At 63.8% G+C, this 21,701-nt stretch carries 22 protein-coding genes and 1 tRNA gene; 9 read left to right on the plus strand and 14 right to left on the minus strand.

The genetic code is table 11. The features are described 5' to 3' along the window. The first annotated feature begins 71 nt into the window (after positions 1 to 71). Positions 72 to 1,364, plus strand: a complete 1,293-nt coding sequence (locus GBB11_RS04820) for a MurT ligase domain-containing protein (RefSeq protein WP_151549374.1) — start codon at positions 72 to 74, stop codon at positions 1,362 to 1,364. Next, positions 1,365 to 2,117 carry a type 1 glutamine amidotransferase gene (locus GBB11_RS04825; protein WP_151549373.1) on the plus strand — a complete coding sequence of 251 codons (753 nt, stop codon included), beginning with the start codon at positions 1,365 to 1,367 and terminating at the stop codon, positions 2,115 to 2,117. A 67-nt stretch (positions 2,118 to 2,184) separates the two neighbouring features. Here the strand turns inward: GBB11_RS04825 and recR are convergent, their stop codons facing one another. The 3 genes from recR to GBB11_RS04840 all read right to left on the minus strand — a co-directional run bounded on the left by recR (position 2,185) and on the right by GBB11_RS04840 (position 5,625). Further along, the gene (recR, locus tag GBB11_RS04830) at positions 2,185 to 2,811 is read right to left on the minus strand and encodes a recombination mediator RecR (protein ID WP_151549372.1); all 627 of its coding nucleotides are present in this window, start codon (positions 2,809 to 2,811) and stop codon (positions 2,185 to 2,187) included. Positions 2,812 to 2,995: 184 nt separating this feature from the next. Continuing rightward, complete coding sequence (locus GBB11_RS04835; RefSeq protein ID WP_151529071.1) at positions 2,996 to 3,325, minus strand: YbaB/EbfC family nucleoid-associated protein; 330 nt, start codon at positions 3,323 to 3,325, stop codon at positions 2,996 to 2,998. A gap of 53 nt (positions 3,326 to 3,378) precedes the next feature. Beyond that, entirely contained in the window at positions 3,379 to 5,625 is a 2,247-nt protein-coding gene (locus tag GBB11_RS04840) for a DNA polymerase III subunit gamma and tau (protein WP_151550468.1), read from the minus strand. Between the two features lie 147 nt (positions 5,626 to 5,772). Here GBB11_RS04840 and GBB11_RS04845 point away from each other — a divergent pair, with 147 nt between their 5' ends. After that, a complete protein-coding gene (locus GBB11_RS04845) occupies positions 5,773 to 6,486 on the plus strand; it encodes an aldose epimerase (RefSeq protein ID WP_151550306.1) in 714 nt (237 codons plus the stop codon). Positions 6,487 to 6,574: 88 nt separating this feature from the next. On the opposite strand, the gene GBB11_RS04850 is transcribed toward GBB11_RS04845, so the two are convergent. Both GBB11_RS04850 and GBB11_RS04855 read right to left on the minus strand, forming a co-directional pair. Beyond that, a complete protein-coding gene (locus tag GBB11_RS04850) occupies positions 6,575 to 7,606 on the minus strand; it encodes an aspartate-semialdehyde dehydrogenase (protein WP_151550307.1) in 1,032 nt (343 codons plus the stop codon). A gap of 131 nt (positions 7,607 to 7,737) precedes the next feature. Further along, positions 7,738 to 8,667 (minus strand): LysR family transcriptional regulator, encoded by a 930-nt coding sequence (locus GBB11_RS04855; protein WP_151550308.1) that lies wholly within the window; start codon positions 8,665 to 8,667, stop codon positions 7,738 to 7,740. A gap of 92 nt (positions 8,668 to 8,759) precedes the next feature. On the opposite strand from GBB11_RS04855, the gene GBB11_RS04860 reads away from it, so the two are divergent. The 5 genes from GBB11_RS04860 to GBB11_RS04880 all read left to right on the plus strand — a co-directional run bounded on the left by GBB11_RS04860 (position 8,760) and on the right by GBB11_RS04880 (position 14,845). Next, a complete protein-coding gene (locus GBB11_RS04860) occupies positions 8,760 to 10,031 on the plus strand; it encodes an MFS transporter (protein ID WP_151550309.1) in 1,272 nt (423 codons plus the stop codon). A gap of 36 nt (positions 10,032 to 10,067) precedes the next feature. Next, positions 10,068 to 12,674 (plus strand): multicopper oxidase domain-containing protein, encoded by a 2,607-nt coding sequence (locus tag GBB11_RS04865; RefSeq protein WP_151550310.1) that lies wholly within the window; start codon positions 10,068 to 10,070, stop codon positions 12,672 to 12,674. Positions 12,675 to 12,831: 157 nt separating this feature from the next. After that, positions 12,832 to 13,464 (plus strand): DUF6474 family protein, encoded by a 633-nt coding sequence (locus GBB11_RS04870; protein ID WP_151550311.1) that lies wholly within the window; start codon positions 12,832 to 12,834, stop codon positions 13,462 to 13,464. A gap of 321 nt (positions 13,465 to 13,785) precedes the next feature. Further along, on the plus strand, positions 13,786 to 14,133 hold the full coding sequence (locus GBB11_RS04875; RefSeq protein ID WP_151530406.1) for an Lsr2 family protein: 348 nt from the start codon (positions 13,786 to 13,788) through the stop codon (positions 14,131 to 14,133). Positions 14,134 to 14,248: 115 nt separating this feature from the next. After that, the gene (locus tag GBB11_RS04880) at positions 14,249 to 14,845 is read left to right on the plus strand and encodes a DUF2020 domain-containing protein (protein ID WP_225979310.1); all 597 of its coding nucleotides are present in this window, start codon (positions 14,249 to 14,251) and stop codon (positions 14,843 to 14,845) included. A gap of 3 nt (positions 14,846 to 14,848) precedes the next feature. Here the strand turns inward: GBB11_RS04880 and GBB11_RS10820 are convergent, their stop codons facing one another. Next, positions 14,849 to 15,001 carry a hypothetical protein gene (locus GBB11_RS10820; RefSeq protein ID WP_192796170.1) on the minus strand — a complete coding sequence of 51 codons (153 nt, stop codon included), beginning with the start codon at positions 14,999 to 15,001 and terminating at the stop codon, positions 14,849 to 14,851. Further along, positions 15,002 to 15,835, minus strand: coding sequence for a class E sortase (locus tag GBB11_RS04885; RefSeq protein WP_151550313.1), 834 nt, complete (start codon positions 15,833 to 15,835; stop codon positions 15,002 to 15,004). Between the two features lie 203 nt (positions 15,836 to 16,038). On the opposite strand from GBB11_RS04885, the gene yidC reads away from it, so the two are divergent. After that, positions 16,039 to 17,592, plus strand: a complete 1,554-nt coding sequence (yidC, locus tag GBB11_RS04890) for a membrane protein insertase YidC (protein ID WP_151550314.1) — start codon at positions 16,039 to 16,041, stop codon at positions 17,590 to 17,592. Positions 17,593 to 17,605: 13 nt separating this feature from the next. Here the strand turns inward: yidC and GBB11_RS04895 are convergent, their stop codons facing one another. The 7 genes from GBB11_RS04895 to GBB11_RS04925 all read right to left on the minus strand — a co-directional run bounded on the left by GBB11_RS04895 (position 17,606) and on the right by GBB11_RS04925 (position 21,678). Further along, positions 17,606 to 18,244 carry a TetR/AcrR family transcriptional regulator gene (locus tag GBB11_RS04895; protein ID WP_151550315.1) on the minus strand — a complete coding sequence of 213 codons (639 nt, stop codon included), beginning with the start codon at positions 18,242 to 18,244 and terminating at the stop codon, positions 17,606 to 17,608. A 301-nt stretch (positions 18,245 to 18,545) separates the two neighbouring features. Then, positions 18,546 to 18,803 (minus strand): GlsB/YeaQ/YmgE family stress response membrane protein, encoded by a 258-nt coding sequence (locus tag GBB11_RS04900; RefSeq protein WP_151550316.1) that lies wholly within the window; start codon positions 18,801 to 18,803, stop codon positions 18,546 to 18,548. Between the two features lie 167 nt (positions 18,804 to 18,970). After that, entirely contained in the window at positions 18,971 to 19,873 is a 903-nt protein-coding gene (locus tag GBB11_RS04905; protein ID WP_151550317.1) for a universal stress protein, read from the minus strand. Between the two features lie 311 nt (positions 19,874 to 20,184). Next, positions 20,185 to 20,272, minus strand: a tRNA-Ser gene (locus GBB11_RS04910). Positions 20,273 to 20,404: 132 nt separating this feature from the next. Then, the gene (locus GBB11_RS04915; RefSeq protein WP_151530398.1) at positions 20,405 to 20,602 is read right to left on the minus strand and encodes a CsbD family protein; all 198 of its coding nucleotides are present in this window, start codon (positions 20,600 to 20,602) and stop codon (positions 20,405 to 20,407) included. Between the two features lie 94 nt (positions 20,603 to 20,696). After that, positions 20,697 to 21,209, minus strand: coding sequence for a nucleoside deaminase (locus tag GBB11_RS04920; RefSeq protein WP_151550318.1), 513 nt, complete (start codon positions 21,207 to 21,209; stop codon positions 20,697 to 20,699). After that, positions 21,184 to 21,678 (minus strand): tRNA adenosine deaminase-associated protein, encoded by a 495-nt coding sequence (locus GBB11_RS04925; protein WP_151530396.1) that lies wholly within the window; start codon positions 21,676 to 21,678, stop codon positions 21,184 to 21,186. Before GBB11_RS04925 ends, GBB11_RS04920 begins: the two co-directional genes overlap by 26 nt. Positions 21,679 to 21,701: the final 23 nt, after the last annotated feature.

Here is a 21,701-nt window from a genome sequence, read left to right on the forward strand (position 1 = left end):
CGCGGCGCCAAGGCGCGCCTGTGAGCAGGCGTGCCCCTCCCAGCGGCGGTTGAGGCTACAATTTCTTAACCATGAGCATCAACCTTCCTCGGCCTCTCCGCCGTCTGCGCGCCACCCTTGCCACGACGGCAGCTTCAGCAGCCACTGCGGCCTCGCGTGCGACCGGCCGCGGTGCCGGCGGCATGATCGGCGGCCTGGTGGCCAATGCGATCGACCCCACGATCATGACCACCGTGGCGAAGAACCGCCCCACCGTGCTGATCACCGGCACCAATGGCAAGTCCACCACGACCCGCATGACCGCGAACGCGCTGCGCAGCCGCTACACCGTGGCCACCAATGATGGCGGCGACAACATGGACGCGGGCATTATCTCCGCGCTCATGGCCGGCAAGGATGCCAGCCACGTGGTGCTGGAGTGCGATGAGCTGCACGTGCCTAAGGTGGCCGACCGGCTTCACCCCACGGCGCTCATCCTGCTCAACCTCACCCGAGACCAGCTGGACCGGGTCGGCGAGATCAATAAGCTCGAGCGCGCGCTGCGCGCCTGTGTCGAGGCCCATCCCGAGATGACCGTGATCGCCAATTGCGATGACGTGCTGGTCACCTCCGTTGCCTTCGACGCCGAGAACGTGGTGTGGGTCTCTGCCGGCGCCGGCTGGATCGGCGATTCGGTGTCCTGCCCGCGCACCGGCTCCCATGTGGTGCACAACGGCGATGATTGGTACGCCACCAAGCCGCTGGCCGATGGCCGCGAGTTCCGCCGCCCCGAGCCCAGCTGGGTGATCGATGATGAGGCGCTGCGCTCCCCGCTGGGTGATACGCCACTGGATTTGAAGCTGCCGGGCAAGGCCAATCGCGGTAACGCCGCCCAGGCCATTGCGGCGGCGGTGAGCTGCTTCGATATCAGCCTCGATGGCGCCCGTGACGCGGTGGAGGAGGTGGATAATGTGGCCGGCCGCTACTCCACTATCGAATTCGAGGGCCGTGAGGTGCACATGCTGCTGGCCAAGAACCCGGCGGGCTGGCAAGAGGCGCTGTCCATGCTCGATCGCGAGGCCGAGGGCCATGTGATCGCCGTCAACGGCCAGGTGGCCGATGGCGAGGACCTATCGTGGCTGTGGGATGTGGTGTTTGAGAACTTCGAGAACCTCCACGTGCACGCCGCCGGCGAACGCGGTACTGACCTTGCGGTCAGGTTGAAGTATGCCTCGATTGATCATGACCTCATCCACGATCCCGTGGAGGCCATTCGTGCCTGCCCGCCCGGCCGGGTGGAGGTGCTGGCCAATTACACGGCTTTCCGTGATCTGAAGAAGGCTCTCGAACGTTCGCTCCAGGCAGCTAAGGAAGGAAACGAGTAAATGACTCTCACTATCGGACTGCTGCTGCCTGATGTGCTCGGCACCTATGGCGACGATGGCAATGCCCTCGTGCTGCGCCAGCGCGCCCGGCTGCGCGGCATTGATGCCGATATTCATCGGATCACCTTGCAGGACGCCATCCCGGATTCCTGCGATCTCTACTGCATGGGCGGCGGCGAGGACGCAGCCCAGGTGTTGGCGGCGGAGCATCTGCGTGCCCACGGCGGCCTTATCCGCGCCGCAGAGAAGAAGACCCCGATCCTGAGCATCTGCGCCGGTTTTCAGGTACTCGGCGAGTCTTTCCACGCCTCCGGCGGGGTACACGAGGGCTTGGGGCTTATCGACGCCACCACCGCGCAACTACGCACCCGCGCCATCGGTGAAGTGGAGGCCACGCCCTCCACGGTGCTCACCGAGCAGATCTCCGATGCGCAGCGCATTAGCGGCACCGTGAGCCTGCGCCTGAGCGGCTTCGAAAACCACATGGGTTCTACCGTGCTGGGACCGGATGCCCAGCCGCTCTGCTCGATTACTCGCGGGATCGGCAACACCGATTCCGGCCATGGGGCCGGCTGCGATGGCGCTATCCAGGGCACCGTGATCGCCACCTATATGCACGGGCCCTTCTTGGCCCGTAACCCGCATATCGCGGATCTTCTCTTGGCCCGCGCCATGGGGGTGGAGTTCACTGATCTCGAGCCGCTGGTGCTCGATGAGGTCTCGCAGCTGCGCGAGGAGCGCCTCGACAGCTAGCTGGCTGCGGCCGAGGGCATGGCGCGAAAGGGCGGCGCTCGCGCTAGTGATCGCCCCTAGGTCGCGCCTAAAGCCGGTGGCGGCCGGTGAGTGCGCGGGAGAGCGTGAGTTCATCAACGAACTCCAGATCGCCGCCCAGCGGCATGCCGGAGGCAAGCCGCGAGATCACCAGGTCCGGAAAATCACGCAGGAGCCGCGCCAGATACGAGGCGGTGGCTTCGCCCTCGGTATTGGGGTCGGTAGCGAGGATCACCTCGCTGATATCGGGGGCGGGCTCGCCCTCGCGGTCCTCGAGAACCCCACCAATGCGCTGCAGCAGCTGTGAGACGGTGAGGTCCTTCGGGCCCACATTATTCAGCGGATCCAGTGCCCCGCCGAGCACGTGATAGCGGCCCTCATACTCCCCGGTGCGTTCGATCACCTGAATGTCTTTGGGTTCTTCCACTACGCAGATCACGCTGGGGTCGCGCTGGGAGTCTGCGCAGATGCGGCACAGCTCATCGCGGGAAACATTGCAGCAAATACGGCAGAAGGTGACCCCGCCGCGCACCGCGCCGAGCGCATTTTGGAGCCGCTCGACATCCTCGGAATCGGTGTTGAGCAGGTGAAAGGCGATCCGCTGTGCGGACTTCGGCCCCACTCCTGGGAGCCGAGAGAGCTCGTCGATGAGATCTTGGAGCGGGCCTTCGAACATGCGGGGTGGGTGTCCTTCGTGTGCCGGTCTATTCCCGCCATTGCGCGGGTCAACCTCGGTCGTGGGGTGGGGTGCTCATCGGTGTGGCGGGGACGCCACAGGCCGCTATCGCTGCTGGGAGTGTACACACAAACACCCCGCACGGGGCGGGGCGCTGAATGTGACCAGACGTCTCGGTCAGGTTTTAGCCGAGCATGCCGTCCAGGTCGCCACCGAAGCCAGCATTTTGCAGCGGGCCCATCTTTTCCTCGGCTACATCGGAGATGCGCTTGTGGGCGTCCTCGAGGGCGCCCAGCACGAGATCCTGCAGGGTGTCAACATCCTCCGGATCGACAACCTTCGGGTCGATCTCGACGCCGGTGATGTGGCCGGCACCGTTCATGGTGGCCTTGACCAAACCATTGCCGGCCTCGCCAACGACCTCGGTGGCCATAATTTCCTGCTGGGCCTGCTGCAGCTGCTCCTGCATCTGCTGGGCCTGAGCGAGAATCTGCTGCATATCGGGCTGAGTCATGGTTGTTGCCTTTCTTAGGGGGTATCTTTATCGCCCCAACGAGTGTAGACGTTTTATACCAGCTTCGCTCCCAGCTGCTCCTGCAAAAGCTCGATCGCCACGGTGCGCTGGTCACGCCTATCGGCGCTGCCCTCGCCCTCCGCGGCCTCGCGGGCGAAGGACTCTTCCACATCCTCCGGGCTTTCCTCTACCGGCTGGGGCGGGGCGGGTGCAGGCGGGCGCGGCGGAGCGGCCGGTTCGGGGGCCGCATCCTCCGGCTCGGGCTCTGGAGGCAGCGGCACTGAGTCCGCCATGCCCGCGTAGGGGTCGCGGTCGCTATAGTCGCTCGGCGCCTCCGGCTCGGGCGGCGGAGGTTGCTGCCCAGGCCGAGCATGGGGATTGCCGCGGGCTGCCCTTTCCTGCCAGCGTCGCCGCGGCGGGGCCTCCTTCTTCTTTTCCGGTTCCGGTTCGCGCACCGGCGCGGCGGTGCCGGGCTCGGGAGGTAGCTGCGGGGGCACCCAGCCACCGGGCGCACGTCGGGCGGGGCGGGCCGGTTCCTCCTCGTCTGCGTCGCTGTCCTCGGACTCGGTGGGCGTGGCTGCAGGGGCCGGCGCGCGCGTCCCGATCACGCAGCTGACTGTCACCGTCGCGCCCGTCACCTGCTCGACGGCCTGGGCAATCACCGCGGCGTGCTCGGGCGCGGAGAGCCGCGCCGCCAGCGCCCCCGTGTGGTGGCCGAGCTGCAGCGTCTCCGGGGTCTCCTTCAGTACTTGGGCCTCGGCGATCATCACGCCCGTACGCGCATTGGCGCTGAAGATCGCGCTGCGAATCTCCGGCCACTGCTGGGCAATGCTCTGCTGTGTGCCCGCAGCGCTTGTCGACGCCTCCTCGCTGCGCTCTTCCCGCTCCGGCGTGGCAGTGGACTCTGCGGTGGCTTCAGCGGCGGGCTCCGGTGCAACAGGCGTGGGTTCGGGCTGCTGCGGGGCCGCAGCCCGTGGGGTTGCAGCGGGAGCGGCTTTCTTCTGTTCTGCTTTCTGCTGCTCTTGCTGCTCCCGCTGCTCGCGTTCCCGTTGTTCCCGCTGCTCGCGCACAGATTTCCGTTCAAAGCGCCGAGATGGCTTTTTCTCCTCGCTCTCGCCCCGGCTGCCGCGCGGCACGGCAGCAGCCCCAGCCGCAGCTGTGGCTCCGCCGGCGGTGCCGAGGGCACTGCCGGCGCTTCCTGCGGTGGCGGCGGGCAGCATGAGCTTGGCGCACATGACCTCCAGCAGGAGCCGGGCGGAGGTGGCGCCGCGCATATCGCTGAGCCCCTCGTTGGTCAGCGCGGCCATGCGAGCCAGCTGTTCTGGGCTGAAGCGTCCGGCCTGCTCGGCCAGCACCTCTTCGCGCCCAGTGGGCACATCCACCAGCCCGTGGTTCATGGCGTCGTGCACGGTGCGCACCACCATGAGATCACGCAGGCGGTTGAGCAGGTCGAGGGCGAATTGGCGGGGCTCGAAGCCACCCTCGATCACGTCGTCGACGGTGGCAAACATGGCGGAATAATCTTCGCTGGCTAAGGCCTCCACGGCGGCGTCGAGAAGCGAATCATTGGTCACTCCTAGCAGCAGCACGGCCTGCTCATAGCTCAGTCCCTCCGGCCCGGCGCCGGCGAGCAGCTGGTCCAGAATGGACAGCGAGTCGCGCGGGGAGCCGCCGCCCGAGCGGATCACCAGCGGGTACACGGCATCATCTACCTGGGCGTTCTCGGCCGCCACGGTGCGTTCCAGCAGCCCGCGCATCGCCATGGGGGTGAGCAGGCGGAAAGGATAGTGGTGGGTACGCGAGCGGATGGTGCTGATCACCTTTTCCGGCTCGGTGGTGGCGAAGATGAAAATGAGGTGCTCCGGCGGCTCCTCCACGATTTTCAGCAGCGCATTGGAGCCCTCGGTGGTGATCATGTGCGCCTCGTCGATGATGAACACCCGATAGCGGGACTCCGCCGGTGCGTAGTAGGCGCGATCGCGCAGCTCACGCATATCGTCCACGCCGCGGTGGCTGGCGGCGTCGAGTTCGGTGACATCGAGGTTGCCGGGCCCACCCGGGGCCAGGGACACGCATGAAGGGCACACCCCGCAGGGAGTGGAGGTGGGGCCGTTTACGCAGTTTAAGGAGCGCGCCATGATGCGCGCGGAGGAGGTTTTACCGCAGCCCCGCGGCCCCGAGAACAAATAGGCATGGTTAATGCGGCCAGAGTCGAGCGCCACCGACAGCGGTTGGGTGACGTGCTCTTGGCCGACAACTTCTGCGAAGGACGCGGGACGGTACTTGCGATAGAGAGCCACGGTACGGAAGTCTACCCGTTCACCTTCTTCTCTCCCCCGCTGTGTGGCTACTCGCCGAGCACCCGGCGCGGGGCAGCTCAGCCGCTGCGGCGGCAGTGGGCGTCGGCACGCATCGCCATGCTGGGATGGGGGCTAAACTGAGGGGTTATGAGCCTTCAGACGAGTCTGTCCATGCCGGCCGGGCGCGGCCATCTTGAGTCCGCGCGTCACTCCAGCGGGGAACTGCTGTTCATGTCAGAGCTGGCGGATTTCAGCGAGAATAGTTCGATTCGGGGCGGGGTTCCGGTGATCGCGCCGTGGTTTTCGAAGGATCTGGGCCACGATGAGCTGCAGCACGGCTGGGCGCGGCGCATCCAGTGGGAGGTGCAGGACACCACCGGCGGCATCGACGCCCGCTGCACCCACGATGGCTGGGATCTGCGGTTTTCCGCGCAGCACACCGAGCAGGGTTTCGCGCTGATGCTGCGGGCGCACAATCTCACGGAGTATCGCCGCCTCATCCAACTGGCGTTTCACCCCTATTTTTTGGTCGATGATGTCACCGGCACGGAGGTCCTAGGCGCGCAGCGCCGCTGGCTTTTCGACGGCACCGCCACGGACGAGCGCGTCGCCACCGAGCAGTATTCTCCCTTCACCATCAGCGATGGTGCGCGCACGCTGACCATCACCTCCCAGGGCACCGATCACGTGGTGGTGTGGAATCCGGGGGCGGCCGCCGATGAGAACATCGGGGATCTGCAGCAGGGCGATTGGAAGCGCTTTGTGTGCGTGGAGCCGGCGCTGCTGGGGCCAGACTCGGCGGGGCATTCGGTGGGGCCGGAGGATTGGGCCGCCATCGGCATGACGGTGAAGGTGAGCTAGCCCGGCTTTCCTACCCGCTGATACACCACAGCCACCGACTGCCCTAGTGGCGAATCGGTGGCTGAGCTATGCGCGGCTGTGTGGGCGTTTAGACCAACAGTTCGGCGATCTGGATGGTGTTCAGCGCCGCGCCCTTGCGCAGGTTATCGCCGGAGACCACGAGGATCAGGCCCTTGTTATCGTCCACGGTCTGGTCCTGGCGGATACGACCCACGAGCGAGGGGTCGGTGCCGGCGGCGGCCAGCGGGGTGGGCACGTCTACCAGCTCCACACCGGGGGCATCGGCCAGCAGCTGCTTGGCCTCCTCCACACTGAGAGAGTTCTCAAACTGGGCGTGGATGGTCAGGGTGTGGCCAGTAAAGACGGGGATGCGCACGCAGGTGCCGGAGACGCGCAGCTCGGGGATGCCGAGGATCTTGCGGGACTCGTTGCGCAGCTTCTGCTCCTCATCGGTTTCGAGGGAACCATCGTCGACCATGTTGCCGGCCAGCGGCACGGCGTTGAAGGCGATCGGGGCCACATAGGGGCCGAGGTCGGTGGGGTTGAGCACGGAGCCGTCGAGGGCGAGCTGCTCGGCGGAGGCCTCCACTGCTCGGCTTTGCTCGGCCAGTGCCTGCACCCCAGCCAAGCCGGAGCCGGACACAGCCTGGTAGGAGGAGACGTGCAGCACCTTCAGCCCAGCCTTGTCGTGCAGCGGCTTGAGCACCGGCATCGCGGCCATGGTGGTGCAGTTCGGGTTGGCGATGATGCCCTTGGGCACCTCGTTCTTGGCCTCCGGGTTCACCTCGGAGACGATCAGCGGCACCTCATCGTCCTTGCGCCATGCGGAGGAGTTATCCACCACGGTGGCACCGGCCTCGGCGAAGAGCGGGGCGTACTGCTTGGAGGTGGAGCCGCCCGCAGAGAACAAGGCGATGTCGATGCCCTGCAGCGAGTCCACGGTGGCCTCGGCGAGATCCTCGACCTCCACGTCCTTACCGTCGTAGGTGAGGGTAGTGCCGGCGGAGCGCTTGGAGGCGAAGAAGCGGATAGCGTCGAGCGGGAAGTTGCGCTCTTCGAGCAGGGTGCGCATCACGCGACCGACCTGGCCGGTGGCGCCAACTACTGCGACAGTCGTCATGGGGAATCAGCCGCCCTTTCTGAAGACGGTAGAGGACATACAGTGGCTACTTATGCTACGCGCGCCCTGGCTAAGGACCAATGAAGGGCCCGTTATTCGGGTGAAATCTCACATCCCGCCGCGGCGGTGGCCTACTCGGGCTGGCCAGCGGGCGGAATCTTCTCCAGCACCCAGCGTCGAAACTGCTCCGCTGCGGGGGTGAGTTCCCCCGTGGCGCGCCACACGAGGCCGAGCTCGCGGTAGCAGGCCGGGCGCAGCGGGCGTAGCACGAATCCCTGCTGGGCTGTCCCGCCGGTCAGATACGGATCGTTCATCGGCAGCAGCGCCACTCCCAGCCCCGCGCTCACCAGCCCGGCGACGGTGGACAGCTCCATGGAGTCGAAGGCCACCGGCGCGGTGATCCCAGAGGCGGCCACGAGATCATCGAGCAATTGCCGGGTGCCATAGCCCACCTTGGTGGCGATAAAGGGCTGACCGTCCACCTCCTCCATGCTGATCGGCGCCGAACCAGCCGCGGCCAAGCGATGGCCGATGGGGCAGGCCACCGCCAAGGGCTGCCGGTAGAGCTGACGCCAGTGCAGGGCGTCGGCGGCAACCCCGCGGGGATGCGGCCCGACCAGGGCCAGATCGGCCTCATCGGCGTGCACCCGCTCGATCAGCCCCGAGGCGGGGCCCTGGTGCAGGGCGAAGTGCACCCCTGGGTGGGCGCGGCGATAATCGCGGATGAGATCCGGCACCATCCACGTGCCCAGTGAATGCATGAAGTCGAGGCGGATGGTGCCATGTTCGGGATCAAGCAGCCGCGAAATATCCAGCTGGGCGGCATCGAAGCGGGCGATGATGCTCTCCCCGGCGCGGCGCAGCGTCTCGCCGCGGGTATTAATCACGAGGGTGCGGCCGCGGCGCTCGAAGAGTTCGGCTCCCACCTCGCGTTCGACGCGCTGCAGCACCCGCGTCACGGTGGGTTGGGCCATGCCGAGTTCATCAGCGGTGGCGGTGATGTGCTGATTGCGGGCGATGGCCACAAATACCCGCAGGTCCTCGATACTCACAGAGCTCATATGCCCTCCCCGAGGCTATATACCGAAAATGCATGGAACTTCTCTTTTTTCTACATTTTACTAATCATCGCTGTTAGCGCACCATGGTGTGCATGTCCGTCACACCCCCGAGCCGCCCCGCATCTGCGGACGGCACCAGCAGCGCCGACGCCGCCACGCTGCCGCCTGGCCTCGAGCGCACCGACCCCGACTATCGCCGCGTCCTGGGAGCGACCCTCGCGGCGGGTCTCGCGGCCTTCAACACGCTCTACTGCACGCAGGCGATGCTGCCACGGCTGACCACCGCCTTCGAGATCACCCCAACGATCAGCGCGCTCACGGTCTCCGCGACCACCGGCGCGCTGGCACTGTGCGTCGTACCGGCCTCAATCCTCTCGGAGCGCTTTGGGCGGGGGCGGATCATGACGATCTCGCTGATCGCCAGCATCCTCATCGGACTGCTCCTCCCCTTCTCCCCGACGGCCACCTGGCTGATTATTGGCCGCGGCCTCCAAGGGGCGATGATCGCCGGCGTGCCCGCAGTGGCCATGGCGCTGCTCTCGGAGGAACTCGCCCCCGCCGCGCTAGCGAAGGCCATTGGGGTCTATATCGCCGGCACCTCCCTCGGCGGACTCTCCGGCCGCCTCATCCCCGCCGGCGTCCTGGAACTGTCCACGTGGCGCTGGGCGCTCGGGGCCAATCTGCTCTTCGCCGGCATCTGCGCGATCATTGCGATCATCGTCCTGCCCCCGCAGCGCCGCTTCCAGCCCAAAAGGCTCCGCTTCCGCGGCGAGCTGCAGGCCATGGCCGGACACTGGAAAAACCCGCGGCTTGCGGGGCTCTTCCTCATCGCCGGGCTGGCCATGGGGGTATTCGTCTCGCTCTATAACTATGTGGGCTTCGTCCTCATCAATGATTTCGGCCTCAGCGAGGCGCTGGTCGGCGTGGTCTTCCTCCTCTACTTGGCGGGCACTTGGTCCTCGGCCCGGGCCGGGGTGTGGAGCAGCAAATATGGCTCCGGCATCACCCTGGTGTGCGGCGCCGGCACGTCCCTAATCGCGCTGCTGGTGTGCCTCGCCCCACAATTGGGCGTGCTTCTCGCGGCGATTTTGGTCTTTACTGCCGCCTTCTTCGTCGTCCACTCCACGGCCTCGGCTTGGGTGGGCCACACCGCCGTGGAGAACCGCGCGGAGGCCTCCAGCACGTACGTGGCCTGCTACTACTTGGGTTCTTCCGTGTTCGGCTGGCTGTCTGGATTGCTTTTCGACGCCACCAGCTGGACGGGGCTGATCCTTGGCTTGGCCGCGGTGAGCACACTCACCCTCGGCATTGGCGGAGTGCTCTTTGTCGCTTCACGACGCTCCGAGCCCTCCGCCCTCCCCTAATTGGAGGCCGCATTTTCCACGGATAAACTCGTGGCTATGAATGCTGGTGTGCTCCCCCTGCCCACTCCGTCGACCCGCGCCGATACTCGAAGCCGCCGCGGCCGGCAGCGGGCGCTGCCCGCCACGGTGTGGCTAATCGCGCTTGTCTTAATCTCCGTGGCGCACCCCTTCATCCCCCATAACCAGTGGGTGCTCACCCACACCTTCACTCTGGGCGTTCTGAGCAACTCCATTCTCATCTGGTCCTGCCAGCTCAGCGACCAGCTGCTGCACCTGCGCCCCACACCGGCCACCTTCCGCACCCGAGCGTGGATCATCGGTGGGTTAAACCTCGGCATCGTGGGCGTGCTGCTCGGCCAGCTGCTCACCCCGGCACTGGACTGGGACGCCCCCGTCTTAAGTCTTGGCGCCACGATCGTCGCCCTCAGCGTGCTGGCCAATGCCCTCCACCTCATCCTGCTGCGCCGCAGCACCCGCCGCCCACAGCGCTTCGGCCCCTCCCTGTGGCTATTTGTTCTGGCCCAGGGCGTCTTTGTCTATGACGTGCTCGATACCGCCCTGGCGCAGGTCAGCACGATCAGCGCCAAAACCGGCTCCACCGCGATCCTCGGGCACGTGATCACCAATGTCTTCGGCTTCGTCGGCCTGACTGCGGCCGGCGCGGCCGCGCTGCTTTTCCCCACCATCTGGCGCGCCCAGGGCTCCTTTCGTTTCGATGGGCCTATCGCCGGGGTTCTCGGCGGCGGGATCGTGGTTGCCCTCTGCGGGCTGCGCCTGCAGCATCTGCCGCTCGTCGGGGTGGGCCTGGCCCTTTACACTCTCGGCTGGCTGGGGCGCTGGCTCAGCTGGATTCCCGTGATGCGCGCAGTCCTCGCCGTCCCGCGCGATCGCATCACCTTCTCCTCACTGGCACTGGCCACCGCACCCCTCTGGCTCATCGGCTCCACTGGGATCCTCAGCGCCACTCTGCTGCGCGGCCAGTCTCCCGACCTGCCCGTCCTAGCGCTCCTCGTGGGCTTCGCCGCCCAGTTGCTGATCGGCACCCTCTCCTTCCTGCTCCCCAGCATGCTGGGCGGCGGCCCGGCCGCGGTCCGCGCTGGACTGTATCGCCTCCAGACCGCGGGGCTGCTGCGGTGGACCATGCTCAATGGCGGCCTGCTGATCTGGCTGCTGCCGCTGGGCTCTAGCTGGTTGAAGGTGGCGGCCTCGATCCTGGCCACCGGTGCCCTCGCGGCCTTTTTGCCGCTGCTACTGAGTTCCCGGCGCGCCCAACGGGCGGTGCTGGCCGGCACCCGCGAGGGCCCCGCCCCACGCACCCACACCCCGGCGCATCAGATCACGGCGGGGATCGCCGTGCTGGCGCTGCTGTGCAGCCTCTTCGCACTCTCCTCCGCCACCACGCCCGCACCGGCGCCCGGTATGGGCACCACCGAGCAGAGCGGCACCACTGAGCTCACCGTGGAGGCACACGATATGCGCTTTAGCCCAGCGACACTCGCGGTACCGCGTGGGCACCGCCTGCTCCTGACGGTGCACAACACCGATAGCTCCCAGGTCCACGATCTGGTGCTCGCCACCGGGCAGGCCACCGGCCGCATCCCGGCGGGCGAATCGGTACAGCTGGACGCTGGGGTGATCACGGGGCCGGTGGAGGGCTGGTGCTCGATCGCTGGGCATAGGTTGCAGGGCATGACCCTGCAGATCACCGTCGATGGCGATGCGCTCCCCCACGACGCTCCCACACCCCAGGCTGCCCCGTCGGCTGCGGCGGTCACCCCTCCGGAGAAGATCGACCCCGCCATGGCCGCCGACCCAGAACTCGCCCCTGCGCCGTCATCCACGGTGCACCGCCACACCATCGAGGTCAGCGAAACAGAGTTCCGCATTAATGACCGCACTCGCGGGCGCTGGACTTTCAATGGCGGACTGAGCGGGCCGACTCTGCGCGGCCGTGTCGGCGACATCTTTGAGATCACCCTGATCAACAACGGCTCAATGAGCCACTCTGTGGATTTTCATGCCGGCATGGTCAGCCCCAATGAGGTGATGCGCGATATCGCCCCAGGAGAGCAGCTGCTCTACCGTTTCCGCGCCGAACACGCAGGGGCATGGCTCTATCACTGCGGTACCGCGCCGATGTCGCTGCATCTTGCGGCCGGCATGTTCGGCGCCGTCATCATCGACCCACCCGATCTAGCGCCCGTGGATCACGAATACATTCTGGTCCAGTCCGAGGTCTATGGCCTCGACACCACCGCGGAGCATCCGGTAGACGAGGCCGCACTCCGCGCCCTGCGGCCCGACGCCACGGTGTTTAATGGCCTCGAGTTCGGATATATGGCCGCGCCCCTGACCATGCGCCCCGGCCAGACTGCGCGCTTCTGGGTGGTTAATGCGGGGCCAAATATCGCCAGTAGCTTCCATATTGTGGGCACCCAGTTTCACACGATGTATAAGGAAGGCGCCTACCAGCTGCGCGAGGCCGCGGACAGTGGCGGCGGCCAGGCGCTCGGGCTCTTGGCCGCCCAAGGTGGATTTGTGGAGGCCCGCTTCCCAGAGGCCGGAACCTATACATTTGTGAATCACCAGTTCATCGACGCAGAGCGCGGCGCCAAGGGGCGCATTATCGTCAGCGATCGCTAAGCAGGGGCGCATCCGCGCCCACCTGCCGCCCGCACCGTTCGAGGAATCTGAGAATCCACACTGTAGACTTGGGCGCAGAATAAAGAGACACGGTATTCTCAACCGGCAGAAGACAACGCCCCACACCTGTGAGGCTCAATGCAACAAGGAGTGCAGCATGGGTTTGTTCCGCACAATCCGAAAGGCACGCTTAAAGTCCAAGGCCGAAATCAAGGCCGCTAAGGCGCGCGCCAAGAAGGAAGCCAAGGAGGCCGCAAAGCTGGAGTACAAGCGCAATAAGCTCCTCGCTAAGCAGGAAAAAAACCTGCTCAAGGCGGATCATAAGGGCATGAAGAACAAGCGCAAGCACGAGCGTAAGCGCGCCCAGCAAGAGCTGGATAAGATCAAGGCCGGCAAGTTCAACAAAAAGAACGCGAAGCGTTATGCTGGTTTCGCCCGCACCTTGGCGCCGCTTCTGCTGCCGCTGGTCTATCGCGGCATCACCTGGGTCAAGGAACAGCGCATTCAGCGGCGCTCCCGCAAGCTCGGAGTCGCGCCGGATCAGCTGGCACAGTTCAACGGCCACGGCGCAGCCGTCAAGGCCCGTATCGCGGGCATCAGCGCCAACGTGGAGAAGTCCTCGTTGCCCCGTGGTTTTGTGATGGATGTCGAGGATCGGCTGAAGGAGCTGGACGCCGCCGTGGATAACGCGGAATTTATGACCGTCGAGCAGCGCCGTCGCTCCCACTCCTCCATTAATCGCGATCTCGACCAGATCATGCACGAGATCAATTCCAAGCTGAAGTCTTAACCGCCCGTCTTGCGGCACCTCACCGCCCCGTAGACCGCCCACTCTGCCTCCCTCACACCGAGGAGTGTCAGCGTGGGCGATTTTTTTCGCTCGGACAATTGCAGGGTCTTTAGGTTTTACTCAGTAATTATGGATAGCGTTCTCATATAAAATATATACGCAAAGTGTTTTCCCATCGAAATTAATTGCAAAAAGCAATTCTTCTTGTATTATTGTCTTTAGGTAGCACGCGGTGTCAGATATGCCCTATACATAGTGCACCGCACACAGCTGCAACAAAGACAGCGAACGAAGAATCGTTTGAGGAGAGGTAGAAACATCATGGCCCGTAGAGAAGTCACCCAGTATTTTGATGATCTCGATCAGACCCCGCTGGAAGAGGACGCCGTCCATATCGTCCACTTCGCCGTCGAGGGTCGTGAGTACGTGCTGGATTTGTCGGCAGAAAACGCCGCCAAGTTCCGCCAGGACATGCAGCCGTACATGACTGCCGGCCGCGCCGTGAGCACCGCAGGTCGAGGCCGCCGCAAGGCCGCTGCTGCGACCGGGCGGAATAACCAGTCCCGCGAGATCCGCAAGTGGGCGCAAGACAATGGTTACAAGGTCGCCGCGCGCGGAAAAATCCCCCAAGAGGTCTACGACGCCTACTATGAGGCCCACGCCAAGTAGAGTTTAAGGTGGATTTTCCTCTCTGAGCCCAACTCAGCCCCCTCACCGTACTGATCCCAGTAATGTGGAGGGCTGAGTTTTTTTATTCGCACTCTCTAGTCGAAGGATGGACCCCGTGACTATTCGCCGCCTCCGCCAGCTCCCGCTACTTTTCGGCACCGTTGTGGCCCTTGGTCTGGCAGGATGCACCGACCCCTCCCCCACCCCGAGCCCAGAAACCGACGCGGCGGAAGATAGTAGCGAGGAGGCGTCGACAAGCGATGTGCAGCCCGCCCTAGCAGTGGACACCATCCCCGAGGCACCCCGTGGCACTGGCGAGCTATGCCCGTATCTGGATGCGCAATTTGTGGCCAATACCAATGGCCAGCGCGTGCTCGATCAGGGCCTGGATACCCGTTTTGATCCCCCTGCCTGCGTTTTTTGGTCCTATGGGGATAATCCGCAGGTGCTGGTGAGTGTGCGCCATAACGAAAATGAGGCCATCGCCCGCCAGGTGGTGGATTGGGCGGCGCCAGTGGGCTCCACCGAGCCAGCCGAGCGGCCCGCCGGTTTTCAGGGCGGGCGCGGCAGCCTCGGCTCATCCGGGCTGGAGGGCTACTCGGTGTACGCGGTAGCGAAGGGCACCACCAGCGTGGTGGTGTTCAGCGATCAGGAACAAACCATCAAGCCCGAGTCGATTGCGGAGCAAGTCATCTCCGATCTCGGGCTCTAGGGCCTAGACGGATACGTCGTTATAGGGCAGCAGCGGCGAGATCATCGGGAACACTAGGTCCATCAAGAGGAAGAACACGCCGACCAAAAGCGCGATGAGCAAAATGAGCTTCACCGGCCACGGGCCGGGCAGCAAGCGCCAGATCCATCCATACATTTAGCGTTCCTCCAGCTCCGGCGGGGTGAATCCGCCCTGTTTATCGTAATGGGCCACCTGCATGGCGTGAATAATCATGCGCTCCGCATTAGAGAATTGCGGGTGGCAGGTGGTCATGGTCATGAGCGCCTCGGCGTTGAGGGCAGCTGGGTCATCATCCGTCACCCCGGGGATGGTCTCCAGAACGGACACGTTCGTCGGCGTGGTGATGGTGCGGCCATAGACCGAGTGATAGTCGCCCGAGGCGATGCGCTGACGCTGCTCTGGGGTGAAGCAGTCGGTGCGCTGATCGCCGTCATCCATCGGCAGCACCCGATAGACCTCCCAGGTGTCCTGGGTCTCCACCACCACGGCATCACAGGTATTGAGCTTGCCGAGATCATTAAAGGGCGCGCCCTTGCCCACGCGGTGGCCCGCGATGGCGAAGTTACCGGCCTCACCGGGCATTTCGGTCTCGGTATAGCGGCCTGGGCCCGAGAGCAGCGTGTGATCGTCGGTGCCTTCCAGAATGGCGAAATGATAGTCCGAGCCGAAACTCGGCACATACATGCGCGCGAAGGCATCGCCCAGCTCGGGGACCTTCTTCTGACGCGGATTCGACCACTGGTGATCGAGCTCTTCATTAGCGGCGGCCTGCTTCTTGCCCGCCTCGAGATTCGTCCAATAGGCCTCGTAGTAGGCAAAGAGCAGGATCAGGACACCGATGGTCAGTAGCAGCTCACCGAGGATCTGCACGACACCGGGGCCATGAGAGCTCGGGGCACGGTGACAACCAGGGCGGGGTCGGCGGGAAGCCCGCACCGGCCTTCCAGATTTAGGGACAGGGGCGCTCATAGATGGACATTTTAAGCCAGAGTGTCAAGGAGAGCACTATTCATACCGCGCCCTCTGAGTGGTAGAGGCCGACTGAGCAGCAGACATGGGATGTGTTTTCAGACAACTCATCGGCCTCGGCCGCAGCCCAGGGGTGGGAACGCGCTGGGAAACCTATAGAGTTATGGGGGAGATTTTTTACTTATTATCAGTAGGAGAATTCGATGGTTGATGCTCTCGTATTCCCCGTGTCTGGGGTAATGAAGCTCTGGCATATCCTGCTTCATGATGGGCTCGGGTTGAACGAATCCCGCGCCTGGCTATTCACCATCTTCGGCCTGATTATCACCGTCCGACTCTCCATCTTCCCCTTCTTCTGGAAACAACAGAAGAACAGCCGCATGTCCTATAAGCTGCGCCCTCAGCTCGCGGCGCTGCGCAAGGAATACGGGCTGGTAACCGATCCCGTCATACTCAAAGAGCAGAAGCGCAAACGCAAGCAGCTCTACAAGGAGAATCAGTACTCGGCCACGGCCGGTTGCGTGCCGGCGCTCATCCAGATCCCCGTATTCATTGGTCTCTACCGGCTCATGCTGCGCATGGCGCGGCCCTCCGATGGCATCGAATCCGCCCACCACCCGCCTATCGGCATGCTCAGCTCCGAGGAGATGGCGAGTTTTTTGCAGGTGCGCATCCGCGATGTGCCCATTGCCTCCTACGTAGCCATGTCTGATGAGCAGTTTGCCCTGCTCAACACCAGCCACGACCAAGTGTTTCGCTTCGTGCTGCCGCTGGTGATCTGCGCCTCCGTGTTCACCACGATCAACATGGTCACCGCCTCGATCCGCAACTACTTCACCTTGGACTTCAACTCCCCGAGCGCGGTGAAGATGCAGAAGTTCATGCTGCCCTTCATGTTTATGGCGGCCATCTTCCCCATCTACTTCGGCCTGCTCGGCCCCTTCCCCGTGGCCATCGCCATCTACTGGTTCGGCAATAACCTGTGGACGCTCACCCAGTCCATGACCACCATGGCGATCATGCACTACCGCTACCCGCTGAGCGAGGAGTTCATCGCCCACCGCGACCAGGGACGCGAGAACTATCGCAAGAAGAAAGCCTTCTTCCGGCAGCGGAAATGGGGCGTGCGACGACGACGCCTGCAGTGCATCACCGCCGGTGCATCCAAGCGGGAGCAGCTCCGCAAAGAGATCGCCATGATCGAAGAGCGGGGCAAAGCCTATGACGAGGCGGTAGCCAAAGCCAAGGCCCAAGCCAAGCAGGCCTCCAAGGCACTGCGCACCGCCAAAAAAGAACACAAACGGGCCCTCAAGCGCGGCGAGCCGCTACCCCAGCCAGCACCCGCCGCCCCAGATCCCGAGCAGCAGGAGCAGAAGCCGGCACCCACCCAGAAGCCGAAGCCCCGGATGATCACGCTGCGGCTCGACGAGAAGACGATGGGCGCCCCCACTGCCAGCACGCGCCGGCAGGCGCCGCGCACAGTACCCGCCATGGCGGAGATCGCCCGCGCCGCGGATACGCCCGCACAGTCCGCTGCACCTCAGCCGACACAGCCAGCACGGTCGCCGCAGCAGAAGCGGAGCGCGAGCACCCCCGCGCAGCGCCCCACGCGGCGCACAGAGCCCTCCTCGCATGTGCTGCGGCGGAAGGATACGGCCACCGGCCCCAAGCAGCGCGTGATGCGGCACCTGAAGCCCCATCACGGGCGGCACCGTATGGCTGACGTGAATAAGCCGCGGAAACCGCGGCAGAGTTAGGCGTCGATAAGCGCTAAATGGCGTAGTCGGCGGGTGGTGCGCCGAGCAATTGCTTCGCCAGATCGCGGGCGGTGAGCAGCGGCGCAATATCGTGGGTGAGCTTCGCCCCGGCGAGGCCGCCGTCGAGGAAGATGAGCAATTGGTTGGCTAGGGACTCGCTGGGGTAGCCGTTTTTCTCGGTCAATAGCGCAGTCATGGTCTCCTGCAACCATTTCCGATGGGTTAGAGCGGCGTTGATGATGCCCTGCTCGGATTCGTTTTCGGGTCGGGGATACTCGCTAGCGGCATTTTGAAAGTGGGAACCGCGGAAGTCTTTGCCTGGTTCGTCCTCGATGACCTTCGTAAAAAACGCGAGGATTTTCTTCTCGGGGTCCTCGTAATCGGCGACGCGCTCTTCCCAATCATTCCGCCAGTCCTGGTCCAGGGCCTCGAGATAAGCGATCACGAGGGCGTCTTTAGAGCCGAAAAGTGAATAAAGACTTGCCTTGGCCACATCGGCTTCGCGGAGCACGCGATCAATGCCGATGACGCGGATGCCCTCGGTGGTGAACAGCGCGGTGGCGCTGGCGAGGAGCCGCTCCCGTGGGCTCGGGCGATTCTTGCGCCGTGCCCGACCAGGCTTCTTGGTTCCTGCACCCTTTGCTGCTGCCATCGCTTTCTCCGCTCACCCTTCCTTACTGTGTGCCACACGAGGGCTATGCGCGCGTCGAGCGCCACCCCCTGCGCGATATAGACGCACCGGTCTGTTTTATGTCTCTCCTAGCAGCATATCGTGTTTGTGGCGGGCCGTGGTAGCGAATCGGCGACAGTGTGAATCTACCCAGCGCTGGGCGCGCTCTACGACGCGTATCTTCAACCTTCAGCGCATGAGAAAAGCCGCCGGGTTCATCCCGACGGCTTAAAACGTGATCTCGCTGTCACCTCCTCTGAAAGGAGGCTGTGCGAGGGATCAACTAGTTCTTCTTGATCTTGCCCACAACCCACAGGAGGAGCACAGCGCCCAGCAAGCAGGTGAAGAAGCTGAACCACCAGCCACCGGACTCTACGTCCAGGGCAAGGCCGAGGATCAGGCCACCGATGAGGCCGCCGGCAACACCGACGAGGATGTTCATGCCGATGCCCATCTGAGCATCGGTGCCCATGATCTTAGAGGCAATCCAGCCTGCGAGGCCGCCGATAATGATCCATCCAAAGAATCCAAGTCCGAGCATGTTCTGTCCTTTCTCTGTGGTGCCCGCCTAGTGCGGGCACCACTAACTTTTAGTCATACATGTGCTGTATGGTGCTCCTACCCGTTTTACAGAGCAGAAACTCTAAAAGCTACCCTCAGGACATTCCGCACTCAAATCGTGTCCAAACCTTAATATTAGGTTTGGCTTTAATCAGGATCGGAATCTGGGCGGACCACCATCATCGGGCACGGGGCGGACTGCAGCAGGGCCCGCGAGGTGGAACCCAGCAGCATGCCCTTGAAGCCGCCGCGTCCATGGGAGCCCACCACGAGCAGCTGGGCACCTTCGGCGGCATCCACTAGGGCGCGCACCGGGCGATCGCGGGTGACAATCTTGTTCACCTTCACGTTCGGGTAGCGCTCGATGAAGGGAGCCAGACGCTCGTCCAGCATTTCTGCCTGCTCCCGCTCCACGCTTGCCCACTGCTGCTGGGCAGCGGCAAGGCCAGCGAGGGAGGTTTGCACCTGCATATCCATCCAAGTGTGCACCGCGTTCAACTCAGCGCCGCGGGCATCCGCCTCAGCGAAAGCATAGGCGGTGGCCTTTTCCGAGACTCCCGAGCCATCCACGCCGACGACCACGGGGCCGTACTTGGTGGAATCCAGCACTTGGCTGTCCTCGCGGACCACCACGACCGGGTTATAGGAGTGGCTGACCACTGCGGCAGAGACCGAACCCATCACCATGCCGGACAGCCCACCCAAGCCGCGGGAGCCCATGACGATCATGGTGACGTCCTTGGACATCTCCAGCAGCATGTCAATGGGCGAGCCCTCAGCGATGGTGTGGCCGATCTTGATATCGGGCGCCACCTCGTGCGCGATCGCACGGGCTTCTTCAATCTTCTCGAGAGTTTCCTTTTGCAGGTCGTCGAAAAGCTCCTGCGGCGGCACCATGCCCTCTGCATAGAGGAACTGGGGCATGGCATAGCTTGCGGCCAGACGAAGGGGCTCGCCGCGCTTCATAGCGGTGTTAGCGGCCCAGCGCACGGCGGTCTTGGAGGCCTCCGAGCCATCTACGGCAGCAACAATAATTTGCTCTTTGCTCATCGTGTATCGCCTTCCCAATCACGTGGCTTAATGTCACCTTCCAGCCTACCTGGATATAGCCCGTGGGGATAGTGTTTATAACCAGTTAGGGCCGAGTGGGGCCAATATCACCCACACACGGGCGTTCAGCGATCCACCCCGCTCTCCCAGCTGCCACCGGTCACCCCATTATCCCTGCAGCACTACCCCGTGTGAGCTGGCATAATCCCGCCCTAGGCCCAACCCTAGAGCCTGATCTCGGGCGAATGCACGGCAGACAGAGAAAAGCTCCCGAGCTATCCTGCACAGGATCTCTCGGGAGCTTTATCGCGCGGTGGCGGAGGGATTTGAACCCTCGGTAGGGGATTACCCTACACTCGCTTTCGAGGCGAGCACCTTCGGCCGCTCGGACACGCCACCGCGTAATAGGTTACGGGCGGGTGCGTAGATACACCAAATCCGCTGGCGCAGCACCGTTGTCCAGTGGCCGCGCGCAGCGGATCAGGCTCATCAACTTGGCGCTAATGATTCAGTGGCGCCGGAGCGATCTTTTTAGTTCTTGAACTTACCGAAAACCTCGTTGGCCTTGTCCTTGATGGCTTCGCCGGCTTCCTCGACCTTGTCCTTGACCTCGGACTTAACCTGATCGGCCTTGCCCTCGTTCTTGACGTCGTCGTTGCCGGTAGCCTCGCCGAAGCCTTCCTTGGCCTTGCCTACGAGATCGTCCTTTGCGTTTTCAAAGTCAGACATAGAGTCTCCTTCCGTTGGTGAACGTTTATCAATCACCGACAATAGGTGTGAAATCCCTCTCGCGCCACGTCGGGTTGCTTTTGAGACCCAATTGTTACCCACCATTGCGTAGGTTACGGAAAAACCCCTGCATAAGCCGCTCGCATTCTTCTCGCAATATGCCCCCAATAAGTTCAGGATGGTGCACCGTGAGCGGATCTAAAGGGATGTCATAGACGGATCCGCAGGCCCCAGTTTTGGGCTCGTACGCTCCGAAGATAATGCGCCCCACCCTAGCGCCGATGGCCGCGCCGGCGCACATGGCGCAGGGCTCGAGAGTGACGACGAGAGTGCAGTCCTCGAGCCGCCAGCCATCGCCGAGCTGCTGTACGGCTGCGCGGATAGCGAGCACCTCGGCGTGGGCGGTGGGATCGGCATCGGCTTCTCGACGATTCGTTGCCCGCGCCACCTCTTGGCCCCACGGGTCCACAATCACCGCGCCCACGGGAACATCCCCGGCGGGTGTATCCGCTGCCACTTCGAGGGCGCGGCGCATGAGCGCGCGGGCCTGCTTAAGGTACTGCGGCTCGGGCAGCACGCCCTTAGGAGAGCTCGAGGCCGGTGGCATCGGCGAGTTGTTCCTCGAAACCGAGCTCTTCTGCGATCTTCATCACCGCTTCGGAGGGCCAGAGCTCATCATCGTCGAGGATCACGTCCATCACCTGCTCGGACAGGCCGACGTCCTCCAAAATGGTGAAGTCGCCTTCGGCCCATGGGTCGACGTCATCGAGCTCGTCCTCGTCCAGATCAGGCAGGTCGATGCCGAGCTCATTGAGCACGTCCTCGGCAAGGTCATCGTCGAGGGCGTAAGTGGCGTCGGACAGCAGGGCGAACACTCGCGACGGAGTGGGCCGGACGATGATGAAATAATCATCCTCGCTGCACAGCAGGGCGAAGGCTGGGCCTTCCGCGCGGAGGCTGCGCACGGCGGCGATGGAGGTGTCTAGGCTTTCAAAGTCATCTTTGTAGCGCTGCACCTGCCATTGGCCGTTGTTGAGGGTAACCACCACAGAAAAGTCGACGCGATCGGCACTCATACCACGTAACCGTAGTCGTTTTG

Origin of the sequence: Corynebacterium sp. 74A (assembly GCF_008930665.1) — a bacterium.
Classification (GTDB): Bacteria; Actinomycetota; Actinomycetes; order Mycobacteriales; family Mycobacteriaceae; genus Corynebacterium; species Corynebacterium megadyptis.